This is a genomic window from Paraburkholderia dioscoreae (genome assembly GCF_902459535.1).
Lineage (GTDB): Bacteria > Pseudomonadota > Gammaproteobacteria > Burkholderiales > Burkholderiaceae > Paraburkholderia > Paraburkholderia dioscoreae.
In genome coordinates, this window is the sequence record NZ_LR699553.1 from 191,001 (window position 1) to 204,560 (window position 13,560).

The 13,560-nt window shown below is 62.6% G+C and carries 11 protein-coding genes; 7 read left to right on the plus strand and 4 right to left on the minus strand.

The window, feature by feature from the left end:
- Positions 1-153 precede the first annotated feature (153 nt).
- Together PDMSB3_RS00915 and PDMSB3_RS00920 are read left to right on the plus strand one after the other, a co-directional pair.
- Positions 154-465: a high-potential iron-sulfur protein gene (locus tag PDMSB3_RS00915; protein WP_007179637.1), complete on the plus strand. Its 312-nt coding sequence runs from the start codon at positions 154-156 to the stop codon at positions 463-465.
- Positions 466-719: 254 nt separating this feature from the next.
- Entirely contained in the window at positions 720-2,012 is a 1,293-nt protein-coding gene (locus PDMSB3_RS00920) for an MFS transporter (protein WP_007179636.1), read from the plus strand.
- A 121-nt stretch (positions 2,013-2,133) separates the two neighbouring features.
- On the opposite strand, the gene PDMSB3_RS00925 is transcribed toward PDMSB3_RS00920, so the two are convergent.
- Together PDMSB3_RS00925 and PDMSB3_RS00930 are read right to left on the minus strand one after the other, a co-directional pair.
- Positions 2,134-3,657: an amidase gene (locus tag PDMSB3_RS00925; RefSeq protein ID WP_007179635.1), complete on the minus strand. Its 1,524-nt coding sequence runs from the start codon at positions 3,655-3,657 to the stop codon at positions 2,134-2,136.
- A gap of 268 nt (positions 3,658-3,925) precedes the next feature.
- Positions 3,926-4,624 carry a dienelactone hydrolase family protein gene (locus PDMSB3_RS00930; RefSeq protein WP_165184276.1) on the minus strand — a complete coding sequence of 233 codons (699 nt, stop codon included), beginning with the start codon at positions 4,622-4,624 and terminating at the stop codon, positions 3,926-3,928.
- 253 nt (positions 4,625-4,877) lie between these two features.
- Here PDMSB3_RS00930 and PDMSB3_RS00935 point away from each other — a divergent pair, with 253 nt between their 5' ends.
- The 3 genes from PDMSB3_RS00935 to PDMSB3_RS00945 all read left to right on the plus strand — a co-directional run bounded on the left by PDMSB3_RS00935 (position 4,878) and on the right by PDMSB3_RS00945 (position 8,729).
- Positions 4,878-5,981, plus strand: coding sequence for an NAD(P)H-dependent flavin oxidoreductase (locus PDMSB3_RS00935; protein WP_007179633.1), 1,104 nt, complete (start codon positions 4,878-4,880; stop codon positions 5,979-5,981).
- 455 nt (positions 5,982-6,436) lie between these two features.
- Entirely contained in the window at positions 6,437-7,582 is a 1,146-nt protein-coding gene (locus PDMSB3_RS00940) for a branched-chain amino acid ABC transporter substrate-binding protein (protein ID WP_165184279.1), read from the plus strand.
- 112 nt (positions 7,583-7,694) lie between these two features.
- Positions 7,695-8,729 (plus strand): cupin-like domain-containing protein, encoded by a 1,035-nt coding sequence (locus PDMSB3_RS00945; RefSeq protein WP_165187305.1) that lies wholly within the window; start codon positions 7,695-7,697, stop codon positions 8,727-8,729.
- A gap of 231 nt (positions 8,730-8,960) precedes the next feature.
- Here the strand turns inward: PDMSB3_RS00945 and PDMSB3_RS00950 are convergent, their stop codons facing one another.
- Positions 8,961-10,427 (minus strand): collagen-like triple helix repeat-containing protein, encoded by a 1,467-nt coding sequence (locus PDMSB3_RS00950; RefSeq protein WP_165184281.1) that lies wholly within the window; start codon positions 10,425-10,427, stop codon positions 8,961-8,963.
- Positions 10,428-10,691: 264 nt separating this feature from the next.
- A complete protein-coding gene (locus PDMSB3_RS00955) occupies positions 10,692-11,903 on the minus strand; it encodes an MFS transporter (RefSeq protein ID WP_165184284.1) in 1,212 nt (403 codons plus the stop codon).
- Positions 11,904-12,116: 213 nt separating this feature from the next.
- Between PDMSB3_RS00955 and PDMSB3_RS00960 the strand changes: the two genes are divergently transcribed.
- Positions 12,117-12,770 carry a HugZ family pyridoxamine 5'-phosphate oxidase gene (locus tag PDMSB3_RS00960; protein WP_007179628.1) on the plus strand — a complete coding sequence of 218 codons (654 nt, stop codon included), beginning with the start codon at positions 12,117-12,119 and terminating at the stop codon, positions 12,768-12,770.
- Positions 12,771-13,165: 395 nt separating this feature from the next.
- Positions 13,166-13,468: an H-NS histone family protein gene (locus PDMSB3_RS00965; protein ID WP_007179626.1), complete on the plus strand. Its 303-nt coding sequence runs from the start codon at positions 13,166-13,168 to the stop codon at positions 13,466-13,468.
- Positions 13,469-13,560: the final 92 nt, after the last annotated feature.

A 13,560-nucleotide genomic window follows, 5' to 3' on the forward strand; every position in this document is an offset into this window, starting at 1 on the left:
TCGATTCGCATTGCGCGCGACCTTCAGACGCGGCGCAGTACTAATTCGCTTATCTCTATCATTTGAGGCGGCACGCGCGACGGCTTCATTGATATCCTTGGGGACCGCTGTCATCAGAACGGCGATCAGTTCAATAAAACGGAGTGAGTCCCCATGAAATCATCACGTCGTACGTTTTTGATCACCAGCATTGGTGTGGCTTCCACCTTTGCTCTGTCGCGCCAGGCATTTGCCGATGCGCCGAAAGTCTCCGAATCCGATCCGACCGCGCAAGCACTCGGCTACAAGGAGGACGCGAGCAAAGTCGACAAAGCGAAATTCGCCAAGTACGCGGCAGGCCAGGACTGCGGCAACTGCAGCTTCTTCCAGGGCAAGCCGACCGACGCCTACGCTCCTTGCCCGATGTTCGCCGGCAAGCAGGTCGCGGCGAAGGGTTGGTGCAGCGCATATAACAAGAAGGCCTGATTACCCGCCAGCCGCGCGCGCAAACGGTGTTGCGCGAAACGCGCCGCAACATGGCGGTGTGCAGTCGAGAGCCCATCATGCAGGCGTCTGCCGCCCCGCGCGGCAGACGCCTTTTTGCTGCTTGAAAACCGCTTGTGCGCTCTTTACACTCCAATGCGACCTTAGCTGCCGGCGTTCTTTTTCTCACTCGCGCCGATGCGCCATTGCACCGAAACGACGCACCACAGGATACTTTTCGCAGGCTGGAGATTCGAATGACACCAGCGTCAAGGAGCCTTCATACGCGGGCGGTCGTCGCGGCTGTGATCGGCAATGCGCTCGAGTGGTACGACTTCACCGTGTTCGGCTTTCTGACGGTGGTGATCGCGCAATTGTTCTTCCCGGCCGGCAACGACTATGCGTCGCTGCTCCTCACCACCGCAACGTTCGGCGTCGCTTTCGTCATGCGGCCGATCGGCGGCATCGTATTCGGACTCTACGCGGATCGCGCGGGACGCAAAGCGGCGTTGTCGCTCGTCCTCGCGCTGATGACGCTCGGCATTCTCATGCTCGCGATCGCCCCGCCGTATTCGGCGATCGGCATCGGCGCGCCGTTGATGATCGTAGTCGGACGCCTGCTGCAGGGTTTTTCCGCCGGCGGTGAATTCGGCAGTTCGACGGCGTTGCTGATCGAAGCGGCGCCGTTCTCGAAGCGCGGCTTTTACGGCAGTTGGCAGATGGCGAGCCAGGCGGCGGCGCTGCTGCTCGGCGCGCTGGTGGGCGCATTGATTACGCGCGGCCTGTCGCCCGAAGCGCTGAAATCCTGGGGCTGGCGCGTGCCCTTCATCCTGGGTTTGATCATTGGACCGATCGGCTTTTATATCCGCCGGAATCTCGCCGACTCGGAAGCATTCCTGCTCGCGCAAAAAACCGCGCGGCGGGCGACGCTCGGCGAAGTTTTCAGAAGCCACAGTCGCGACGTGCTCTGCGGACTCGGTTCGGTGGTCGCACTCACGGTGACGATCTACGTGCTGATCAGCTATCTGCCGACTTTCGCGGTCCATCAACTGAAACTGCCTTACGCACAATCCTTTTACGCGGTGGTCGTCGGCAATCTGCTGTTGACGGTGCTTTCGCCGTTGACCGGCGCATGGTCGGACCGGATCGGGCGCAAGTGGCTGTCGCTGTGGTCGCTGGTGATCACGCTCGTGATTATCTATCCGCTGTTCATGTGGCTCGCGGCGGAGCCGAGCGTGTCGAAACTGATTCTCGTGCAGGCGCTGCTGTCGATCACGCTGTCCGGCTATTACGGCCCGTTCGGCGCGCTGATCGCGGAGCTGTTTCCGGCGAATGTGCGCTCGATTGGTTTATCGCTCGCGTACAACATCGCGGTGATGGTGTTCGGCGGTTTTGGGCCATTCATCGTGACGTGGCTCATCGACACTACCGGTTCGACGCTTGCGCCGATTTACTACGTGATGGGTGGACTGGCGCTGTCGATCCTCGCGGTGGCCTGCATTCCGGGCAAGCGCCACGCGGATCTCGACGCGCAGCGCAAACCGGCTTGAATGACGGCCGGATTGAGTTGCGCGTTGATGTTTGCCGCAGAACTTCGCCGCCGCTTCGCATCGCCGCCTTCATCGCCTTCGCCGTATTTGCTGCCTTCTGCGCCACGCGCAGCGTCTTCGTTCAGTTGCGTGCCTGCATCAACGGCGGCCGCTTGTCGAACCACGGCCGAGCCGTTTCGAGTTGCGCGGCCAGACGCAGAAGCGTGGCCTCGCCGCCCTCGCGCGCGGCAAACTGCACGCCGACCGGCAGCCCGCGCGCAGTCCAGTAAAGCGGTACCGACATCGCCGGCTGACCGCTCAGATTGAACAGTTCTGTGCAACCGGCCCACGTGAATGCCTTGTTCGACGCTTCCGCCAGTACCTTCTTCATCAGCGCTTCGAGCGGCATGGCGGTGACGGCGCGCATCTGCATGCGTTCCGCGGAGGTGGGCTGCATCTCGCCGATCTTGATTGGCGGCGCGGCCAGCGTGGCGCACAGAATCACGTCGTAGCGATTCAGCAGGTCGGTGAGTCGTGCGGTGATGCGGCGCTGTTCTTCGAGCGCGGCGGGCAGGCCACGCTCGCCGAGTTTGCGGCCCACGTGCGCCATCGCCCACGTCGAAATCTCGAATTCGGCGCGCAGCGGTTTGCGGCCGCTGATGCGTTCGGCGTTGAGCACGAGATCTTCCGCTGTCACCGACCAGAGTGTGAGAAACGCATGCCGAACCGCCGCGTAGTCGATGCCTAGCGACACCGGCTCGATGTTATGGCCGAGCGAATTGGCGAGTTGCGCGGCATCTTCGAGCGCGGCGCGCGAGTCGGCGGAAAGCGACGGCGCCAGCATCGGCTCGGTGACGTAGGCGATGTTCAGCGGCTTGCACGGCTCGCGGCTCGCGCTCAGAAACGTGCCCGGCGCGCCGAGCGGTCTGTCCGCATTGCCCGCAAGCAGATCGAGCAGCAACGCACTGTCGCGCACGCTGCGCGACACCGCGTGATCGACGCCGAGTTCACCGGCAGCCGCCGCCGCTGTCGCGCGCGGCACACGTCCACGTGAAGGTTTGAGGCCGAAGAGTCCGCAGCATGAGGCCGGAATGCGGATCGAGCCGCCGCCGTCCGACGCATGAGCGAGCGGCACGATGCCCGCGGCCACCGCCGCCGCCGCGCCACCGCTCGAACCGCCTGGCGTATGGTCGAGATTCCACGGGTTGCGGCACGCACCGAACAGTTCGGGCTCCGTATAAGGCATCTGGCCGAGCTCGGACGTGCTGGTCTTCGCGAAGATGTTGAGGCCCGCCGCTTTCGCAAGCGTGACCACGGGCGCGTCCTGAGCAGGAATGAAATGGCGGTAGTGGCGGCTACCCATTGCCATGCGCAGGCCGGCGACCGGCGCGCCGAGATCCTTGATCAGATAGGGCACGCCCGCCAGCGCGGTTTGCGCGCTTTCGCCATTCGCATTGTTTGCGCCGTTCGCCGCGCGGTTTGCGTCGTCGCGCGAAGCGCGCTGACGGGCTGCATCGTAGTCCTTCAGGACAATCGCATTGATCGCGGGATTGACGGCTTCGGTGCGTGAGATCGCGATGTCGAGCAACTCGCGCGCGCTCGCCTCGCGCTTGCGTATCAGGTCGGCGAGGCCGGTGGCGTCATGGGCGAGATAGTCTGAATGCACGACGGATGGGCCCTCGCTATCGAATGTTGGATCGGCTGATTGTCCATGCGCGCGATGAACCGTTCTGCCGGACGTCACGTCGCCCGGGCTGATCGCCACACAGGGAAGAAGACGGCGTGCCGCTGACACGCCGTCTTTGAGAGAGTAACTGAGTTATGCGCGCGAGTTACTGACGCAAGTAAAGAGCGCCGATAAAAATGCGCAATCGACGCGCGCGATCGGGCGGCGCGAATGGCCGCACAAACAGCGCGCCAATCAGAGGCGCGCGTTACAGACGCTCGCCGAGGAAGGTCAACGTGCGGCCATGCGCCAGCGCGGCGGCGCGCTGGTTATACGACGCGCGGTCCGAGCAGTTGAAGCCGTGATCGGCGTTCGGATAGATGTTGAACTCGGCGTCGGTGCGGCCGGCGAAGCGCTCCTGAATCTGTCCGACAGCCGACACCGGAATATGCGCGTCGAGTTCGCCGTAGTGGAATTGCATCGGCACCTTGATTTTCGCGGCTTCGTCGAGCTGGTTCTGGATGCCGCCGCCGTAGTAGGCCACCGCTGCGTCGAGCGTGCCTTGCGCCGCGGCCAGATAGGCGAGCCGGCCGCCGAAGCAGTAGCCGATCGCCGCGACCTTGCCGGTCACTTCCGGCATGGCACGCAACGCGGCGGCGGCTGCGCCGATGTCGGCCACGGCTTGATCGACGTTGGTCTTCTGCATCAACTCGATGCCCTTCTCGCGATCCGCGCCTTCATACGTCAATTCCACGCGCGGTTGCACACGCCAGAACACGTCCGGTGCGAGCGCGATGTAGCCGTCCTGGGCGTACTGATCCGCGACCGAGCGGATATGGCTGTTCACGCCGAAGATTTCCTGAATGATGATGACGGCCGGTCCCTTGCCGCCTTTGGGCAGCGCAAGGTAGCCGCCGAAACTGTCTTTACCGGCGGGAATGTCGATCCAGCGGGAAGTGGTGCTCATGTTGCTCTCCATTGACTCGCGCGCGGCTGCGCGAGGTCGGTCTGAATGAATGCCCGAGGCCTGAATACCTGAAGCGGGGCGGTCAGTTTGCCATCAAAAGAAACGCCTTGCAGAGCGGTCCCAAACGGGGGAAATCTCGTAAGACGATTGAAACATTCTCGATAATTCATTTCTCTGGCGCTGACTGCCTCGGTACAGTCTTGGGTATCGGCTCGTCCGTGCGACGAGCGCCTTGGCGGAAAAGGAATCCATCATGAGTGAAGTCAATTTTGTGACGCCGTTTGCCGAACGTTTCGCGCTGCGCGTGCCGGTCGTGCAGGCGCCGATGGCGGGCGGCGCGACAACGCCGGCTATGGTCGCCGCGGTATCGAACGCCGGCGGCCTCGGTTTTCTGGCGGGCGCGGCGCTCTCACCCGAGAAGATCGCGAGTGAAGTCGCGGCGATCCGCATGCTGACGGATCGTCCGTTCGGCGTGAATCTGTTCGTGCTCGAACCGGCCGCGCCGGACGACGCCACCGTGCGTACCGCGCTCGAAGCCATCGACCCGCTGCGCCGCGATCTCGGTTTGCCGCCGGGTGGGCCGCTCGCGCGCTACGCGCCGGATTTCCGCGCGCAACTGGACATGCTGATCGAACTGCGCGTACCGCTGGCCAGCTTCACGTTCGGACTGCTCCCGGCCGACGATGTCGCCCGGCTGCATGCCAACGGTCTATATGTAATAGGCACCGCCACGCACGTTGCCGAAGCTGTAGCCTGGCGCGACGTGGGCGCCGATGCGATAGCGGCGCAGGGCGCGGAGGCGGGAGCGCATCGCGGCACGTTTATCGGCGCATTCGAAGAGGCGCTGGTCGGTACGATCGCGCTCGTGCCGCAAGTCGTCGACGCGACCGGGCTGCCGGTGCTCGCCGCCGGCGGCATCATGGATGGACGCGGCATCGTCGCGGCTCTCGCGCTCGGTGCGCAAGCCGCGGTGATGGGCACCGCGTTTCTCACCTGCCAGGAGAGCGCGATACCGCAGGCATGGAAAACCCGCGTACGGTCCATGTCCGACACCTCGACCTCGGTCACGCGCGCGATCACCGGCCGCCATGCGCGCGGCATACGCAATCCGTTGATGCAGCGTTTAAGCGAGGCGCCACAGAAGATCGCGCCGTATCCCGTGCAAAATGCGTTGACGCAGGAGTTGCGGCAAACCGCGAGCCGCGCGGAAAACGGCGACTATCTTTCGCTGTGGTCAGGCCAGGGCGCGCCATTGGGCCGTGCGCGCCGCGAAGGTCTCGGTGCCGCCGAACTGATGGGCCAACTCGAACGTGAATGGCGCGAGGCAACGGCGCGCATCGCTGCGCGCGAACGCTGAGTCAGCAAGGTCCGGACGTCATCCGGACATGGTCCGGGCGCGTCTCGCGGCACCTTCGGCGCGCTTCCTTTTCAGGCACAAAGCCTATTCGGATGATTAACGGTTTAAGGCGCTAAAACCTTTAGGCCGTGCTGTTAGACGCAGGCTTCACATAGCGGAAACCCGCATGGGCTGGTGCTTTCGGGGCAATCTGTCCAGCCGCGATCGGCTCCTGTTGGATAAACGCTATTAGTGTTGATCCCACTTCCTCAAAAAAGTCCCACAAATTAATTTGATGGCCTACACTTGCGCGCAAGTACGGTTTGCCGCCTGCCACAAACAGTCCGGCGAGCGTGCTGGCCAAGTGCATGAACGATGCAACCGGCGTGGTCGTCCACGGGACTGAGCGACACGTGTTGGGGAAGCGGGGGCACAGGGCGATTACGTTGTTTTTGGGACCGAAACTGGAGACTTACATGAACATCAAGATTCAAAAGCTGTTGCCGATCAGCGCTGCGGCGATGCTGTTCGCGACGTTGGCAACAACGGCCGCAGCCGACACGGTCGTCAAGATCGGTCACGTTGCGCCGCTGACTGGCGGTATCGCTCACCTGGGTAAAGACAACGAAAACGGCGCGCGCCTGGCAGTTGAAGAAATCAACGCCAAGGGCCTGACGATCGGTGGCCAGAAGGTCACACTGCAACTGGACGCACAAGACGACGCGGCCGACCCGCGCACCGCAACGCAAGTCGCGCAGAAGCTGGTCGACGACAAGGTCGTCGCCGTGGTCGGCCACTTGAACTCGGGTACGTCGATCCCGGCTTCGAAGATCTATAGCGATGCCGGCATCGTGCAGATCTCGCCGTCGGCAACGAACCCGGCCTATACGCAGCAAGGTTTCAAGACGACGTACCGCGTCGTCGCGACCGACGCTCAACAAGGTCCGGCACTGGCTAACTACGCAGCGAAGGGTCTGAAAGTGAAGAGCGTCGCAATCGTCGACGACTCGACCGCTTACGGTCAGGGTCTGGCAAACGAATTCGAAAAGACGGCGAAATCGCTGGGCCTGAACGTGATGTCGCATGACGCGACGAACGACAAGGCTGTCGACTTCCGCGCGATTCTGACGAAGATCAAGGGCGAAAACCCGGACGCGATCATGTACGGCGGCATGGACGCCACCGGCGGCCCGTTCGCCAAGCAAGCCAAGCAGCTCGGCCTGCGCGCGAAGGTGCTGGCAGGCGACGGCGTATGTACCGACAAGCTGTCGGACCTGGCCGGCGACGCAACCGACAACATCGTCTGCTCGGAAGCCGGTATGGCGCTCGAAAAGATGGCTGGCGGCCCGGCGTTCCTCGCCAAGTATCAGAAGCGTTTCGGTCAGCCGATCCAGATCTACGCTCCGTTCACGTATGACGCTGTGTACATCATCGTCGACGCTATGAAGCGTGCTAACTCGACCGATCCGGCCAAGATCCTGGCAGCAATGCCGAGCACCGACTACAAGGGTGTGATCGGTGAAACCACGTTCGACTCGAAGGGCGACCTTCAGCACGGCGTGATCTCGCTGTACAACTACAAGGCAGGCAAGAAGACGCTGCTCGACGTAGTGAAGATGTAAAAATCGCGTGACCTGGGGCAGCGTTGGTCTGTCTTCGGTCGCATGGTTAAGAAGGCACGCGCGCCGCGAGGTTCGCGTGCCTTTTCTTTTGCCGATCTTTTTGCCGATCCGTATGTTCGGAGAGAATGCCGTGACCACTGTGACCCGTTCGTTCGACGACGCGTGGCGCCGCTGGATTGCCGAGAATCTGCTGCTCGACGCACCGCCATCCGCACTGCATCGCGCGCTGGTGGGCCACGGTTTCGATGCGGCCGATGTCAAACGGGAAATCGAAGCGGTGCTCGCGAGTCCTTATTTTCACGGTGCAGCGCGCTTGCGCAATCGTTTGCGTAAGCGCGAGTGGATTTTGTCGGTGTATGGCGAACTGAATCGCATGCGCGCGGCGAGCGGTGTGATCGAACGGCGCGAACGTTTATCGCGCGACGTGTTCTTTGAGCAGTACTACTTTCAGAACCGGCCGGTCATTATCACCGGCGCATTCGACTTCTGGCCTGCGCGTTCGCGATGGAATTGGGACTATCTTCGTGAACAATGCGGCGATTGCGAAGTGGAAGTACAGTTCGGACGCGAGTCGGATGCGAATTACGAAATCAATCAGCCCAAGCTCCGGCGCATGATGCGCTTTGCCGATTATGTCGATCTCGTCGAGCAGCGCGGCCCGACAAACGATTTTTATATGACCGCCAATAACACCTCGCGCAATCGCGCGGCGCTCGCGGCGTTATGGTCCGATGTGCCGCCAATCGACGAATATCTGGATGCCGTATCGCCCGACACTGGTTTCTTCTGGATGGGACCGGCTGGAACAAAGACGCCGTTTCATCATGACCTGACCAACAATTTCATGGCACAGGTGATCGGCCGCAAACAGATCAAGCTTGTGCCGCTGTGCGACACGCCGCATATGGCGAACCATCTGCATTGCTATTCGCGAGTGGATGGCGGTGCGATCGACTACGACAGTTTCCCGTCGATGCGGCAAGCGCAATTGATCGAATGCACGCTCGCGCCAGGCGAATTGCTGTTTCTGCCGATCGGCTGGTGGCATTACGTGGAAGGGCTCGACGCATCGGTGACGATGACGTTTACCAATTTTCTCCGCAGTAACGATTTCTCGTGTCGCTACGATACGTATCACGGACTGTGACGCGCGGGTGAATGGAGCGCTGTTTTGAAGCGTCGCGGTCGGATGCGATGCTGGTGTGAGAAGCGTCGCGAATCGGCCAGAATCGGCGCAAAGCGGAGAAAAGCGCGGAGAGAAACGAAAGAAACGCGGAGAAAAGCGCGGATAAAAAATCAACGAGCCGGTTGCCCGGCTCGCCGCCCCCTTCGACGCTTGTTTGTTCGCGCCGTTATTTGCTGTCGTTGTCTTTGTTCGTCACTTCTTTGTTGCCAGAGCACCGAGACCGCCGAGCAGGCCGCCGCCGGTCGTGCCGCCTGTTGAAGTCGCCGCACCGCTCAAGGCGCCGGTGACAGTGGTCAGCAGACCGGTGATCGGCGCAAGCGGATTGCTGCTGCCGCTACCCGATCCTGTGGCCGAGCCCAGCGCGCCCGTCAGCGACGACACGGCCGAGGTCACGGGCGCAAGCGGATTGCCGCTGCTGTTCGTCGCGCCGCTCAAGGCACCAGTGACCGAACTCACGACGCCGCTAAGCGGAGCAAGCGGACTACCCGAGCCCGTGCCCCCAAGGCCGCCGAGGCCGCCGGTCAAGCTGCTGACGACATTGGTCAACGGTGCGAGCGGGCCGCCGGCACCGCTTCCGCCCGCCAGGCCACCGCTCAAGGTACCGGGCAGCGCGGTGAGGATGCTGGTCAACGGTGCAAGCGGTGAGCCCGTGCCTGCACCGCTGCCCGGATTCAGAATGCCTGTGATGCCGCCGAGCGGATTGCCGCTGCTCGTGGCGCCCGCCGTCAACAGACCGCCTGCGGACGTAACCGTGTCGCCGAGCTTGGTGACGACGTTGCCGAGGTTCTGGCCGATCGGATTACCGGTCGCGCCGCTGAGCTTGCCGCCGGCGCTGTCGAGACCGTGACCAATCGTCGAAAGCAGACCGTTCAGCGGTGCGCCGAGACCCGTCGTGTCGCCGACGGTTTGGGTCGTCTGCGCGAGCGTGCTCGTGATCGGCGTGATCGCGGTGGCGACCGTCTGCGTGACTTGCTGGATCGGGCCGTTCGTCAACTGCGAACCGAGTTGGGTGCCCAGGCCGCTGACCGCGTTGCCGACCGTCGAGACCGTGCTGCCGAGCGGCGTGGTCAATGGGCTCAGCGGTGCGGTGGGCCCGCTGCCGAGGCTCGTCACCAGTTGACCGGCGCTGTTGACGGCCTGGCCCGCGTCGTAGACCAGGTTGCCACTGCTGCCGAGCGTCGTGCCGAGTGGATCGGTGGAATTGCCAAGCTGGCCGAGCCCGTTCGCCACGCCTGTGCCGACGGCGGTCACGCCGTTGCCGAGATTCGACACCACGTTGCCGAGCGCCGTGGTGGTCGCGGGATTCGCGCCCGGAATCGGCGTGAGTCCGATCTGGCTGCCGACGGCGGACACGGTTTGGCCGGTGGCGGTGACCACGTTGCCAGTGTTTTGCACGACGACGCCGATGGGGTTGGCGCTGGTGGGTGTCGGCGTCGGAGTGGGTGTTGGCGTCGGAGTGGGCGTCGGTGTCGGTGTCGGAGTGGGCGTCGGCGTCGGTGTTGGAGTGGGCGTCGGCGTGCCGCCGCCCGAACCGCCTCCCGAACCTGCACCCGCACCGCTTCCCGTGCCCGGCCTGGTCAGCGTGCTCCCGCAGCCTGTCAGGATGATCATCGACGTGACGCACATGGCGATCGCCGTCAGCTTGAATTTGCGATTCATGGTCCGCTCCCCCGTAGTTTTGGAAATCACTTGCTTGGGGAGCTAACTGCAAGGCCTATGCCATTTTTATCCGTACGCCGGTTGCATGGAATAAGCGTATATAAATCATAGTGTTGTCAACGCGAGCGCGAAAGCTGGCGAAACTCGTTTGAACCGACGTGTCGCGGAACACAACAGTGCGCGGCCCGCACGTAACGTAACGTCAGGCGCGGACGCTTCGCACGGACCTCGCGTGCTTCGACGCAGCAGCGGCGCGCTTGCGCGTCAGATCTTCAAACGCCGCAGCACCTTCGGGCCCGCGAGCGCGATCAACGCGGAACAGATGGCGACCACTGACAACCCGATCGGCAAACTGCTCACCTGCGTCACCGCGCCAATGATCACCGGCCCGAGCAGCAGCCCGAAGTACGCCAGGCCGGCAACGTGCGCCAGTCCTTCCGCCGCGTGAATCCCTTTGACGCTCGCCGCCGCCGCGAACAGCACCGGCATCATGTTCGCCAGACCGAGGCCCATCATCGTGAAACCGATCAGCGCCGCGACCGGATTCGGCAGCAACAGCGCGCCGACCATCCCGACGCAGGCGAGCGTGGCGCTTGCCATCACCAGTTGCGGAGCGCCGAAGCGGGCGCGCACCGCGTCGCCGGCGAAGCGCGCGGCCGCCATGCCGCCCGAGAACGCCGCGTAGGCGGCGCTCGCCAGCGCGGGCGAGGCCAGCACGACGTCACGCATATAGACAGTGGCCCAGTCGTACATCGCGCCTTCCGCGATCAGCGCGACCAGCGCCATCGCACCGAGCGCCCACAACGCCGGCGAGCGCCAGCGGTTGGCGCGCGGCGTGGCGGAGTCGGGATGATCGGCGTGCGGCACGTGCGGCAGCACGGAAGGACAGGCGGCCAGCAGAACGAGCGCGCTGACCGCTGCGGCCAGCGCGAGGTGGACCGCCGGTGCCATGCCGCGCGACAGCAGCGCGCCGCCAACCGCCGCGCCCGCCATCCCGCCGACGCTGAACATGCCGTGCAACGACGACATGATCGGCTTGCCGAGCGCTTTTTCGACGGCGCTGGCCTCGGCGTTCATCGCGACATCCAGCGTGGCCATGCCCGCGCCGAAGGTGGCCAGCACGACCAGCAGCAGCCAGTACGTCGGCACGACCAGGATCAGCGCCGCGCATACCGCCATCACGAGGCCGCCGGTCAGGCAGGCGCGGCGCGTGCCGACCCGCGCGATCCATGAAGCATTGGCCGCCATCGCGCCGATCGAGCCACCGGCTACGGCCAGCAGCGCAAAGGAGAGCATCGCCGCGTTCAGGTGGAAACGGTCGCGCACCGTCGGCACATGCACCCCCCACGACGCGTACATCATGCCGGCGATGAAGAACACCGCCATCGTGGCGATACGGGCGCGCTGCCGCGCAGTGTCGGACAGGTCGCGGTGAGCGGCGGGGAGGGCGGCGTATTCGGAAGAGCGGTCTGACACGGAGATCTCGGAGGGGACGCGGGAGAAAGCGCGTTGAAAGCGAAATTCCGATTCTAACGAAGCATGCTGTTTTATGCTGGAAGGCGGAATTCGCATATTTGCGGTTGTTCGGCTCAGCTCAGCTTGACCGGTCCGGACTCGGGCGCATCTGCCTCGGGCAGTGCGCTTGCCGCTTTTCTGTGATTCGCCGCTGATCTGTCAAGGAACACACACTTGAACATTCCCGCTCACGCCCCGCTGCATCTGTTGCACACCGCCGCCGTCGGCACGCTCGCCACTCACGCGCGGCAGCCGGAAGGCTTTCCTTATCCGTCCGTGCTGCCGTTCGCACCGGATCCGCAACATCGTCCGACGATCCTGGTGAGCCGACTGGCCGAGCATACCCATAACCTGCACGCCGACCCGCGCGCCGGTTTTCTGGCAGTCGACGCCCCCGACGGCGACGTGCTGAGCGGCCAGCGCGTCACGCTGCTCGGCACCTTCGAACCGGTCGACTCGACGCCCGAGGTCGTGCAACGCTATCTGCGCTACCACCCGGACGCGGAGCGCTATCTGGTACTCGGCGACTTCACGTTCTGGGCAATGCGGCTCGAACGGCTGCGCTATATCGGCGGTTTCGGAGCAATGGGATGGCTGGGTGGCGCAGAACTCGATCCATTGCCGCCACTCGATTTCGATGAAGAGAACGCGCTAATCGCCCAATTCACCGGCCATGCCGAAGGAATTCAGCTACTCGGAGTCGACCGATATGGCGCGGATCTGAAAGTGAACGGAATGCGAAGGCGTTTTGTCTTCGACGACGCGAAACTCAATACCGGGAACCTGCGCGCGGCGCTCGAAGATTGCATGCAGCGCTACGCTAATTAGCGCTTTTAGCGCTGTTTTGGGGAAAACACTCATGCGTAATTACGCGACAAACGGCCGTAGCGATATGTTATGGCCGTTCGTGTACAAGCTTTCATGGCATGAGATGTTGACGGCAAATGGCACCTTCAATTTTCATATTTTGAGAGATAATCTCGTAATTATTGATGCCGACTGTGTTTTTCAGCAAAATCTGAAATCAGCTATTTGAAAGGGAGCCGCGCGATACGGAGGCGGCCGGAAATTTTTTGAAACGAATTCAGATTAATTTAACATCTGCGCTTTTGTAGTTTTTCTATTTTGTGTTAATCTCGCTATCAAATTCCGAGGCATGATCACCTTCAAAGGGCAAGCTGGCTTCAGACTGGCAGTCATTTATCCAAACCACAAGGGAACCTATGTCTTCCTACAAGGAACTACTCGCACAGCGCGAGAAGCTCGAAAAGCAGATCGAAGAAGCAAAGTCGCGCGAATACGCGGAAGTGTTGAATGAGATCAAGCAGAAAATGGCCGACTACGGCATTTCACTGACCGAACTCGGCGGCGGCCGTGCCGCCAAGGGCGCTAAAGCCGCTCGTCCGCGCGCAGGTGTCGCACCGAAGTACCGCGACCCGGATAGCGGCAGCACATGGTCTGGCCGCGGTAAGCCGCCGCGCTGGATCGCAGGTCTGGATCGCGAGAAGTTTCTGATCCAGAAGTAAATGCGTTGAGCAGAGGGTAATGCTTCTGCCCATCAGTTAATACGAATAGCTTCAATCAGATGCACTTTTCTTATCGCGTCTGTCATTGCAAC

Coding starts and splice junctions, on each gene's coding strand:
- PDMSB3_RS00950 (WP_165184281.1), bottom strand. CDS start 10,427: ATGAATCGCAAATTCAAGCTGACGGCGATCGCCATGTGCGTCACGTCG.
- PDMSB3_RS00920 (WP_007179636.1), top strand. CDS start 720: ATGACACCAGCGTCAAGGAGCCTTCATACGCGGGCGGTCGTCGCGGCT.
- PDMSB3_RS00940 (WP_165184279.1), top strand. CDS start 6,437: ATGAACATCAAGATTCAAAAGCTGTTGCCGATCAGCGCTGCGGCGATG.
- PDMSB3_RS00965 (WP_007179626.1), top strand. CDS start 13,166: ATGTCTTCCTACAAGGAACTACTCGCACAGCGCGAGAAGCTCGAAAAG.
- PDMSB3_RS00945 (WP_165187305.1), top strand. CDS start 7,695: ATGTTCGGAGAGAATGCCGTGACCACTGTGACCCGTTCGTTCGACGAC.
- PDMSB3_RS00935 (WP_007179633.1), top strand. CDS start 4,878: ATGAGTGAAGTCAATTTTGTGACGCCGTTTGCCGAACGTTTCGCGCTG.
- PDMSB3_RS00915 (WP_007179637.1), top strand. CDS start 154: ATGAAATCATCACGTCGTACGTTTTTGATCACCAGCATTGGTGTGGCT.
- PDMSB3_RS00930 (WP_165184276.1), bottom strand. CDS start 4,624: ATGAGCACCACTTCCCGCTGGATCGACATTCCCGCCGGTAAAGACAGT.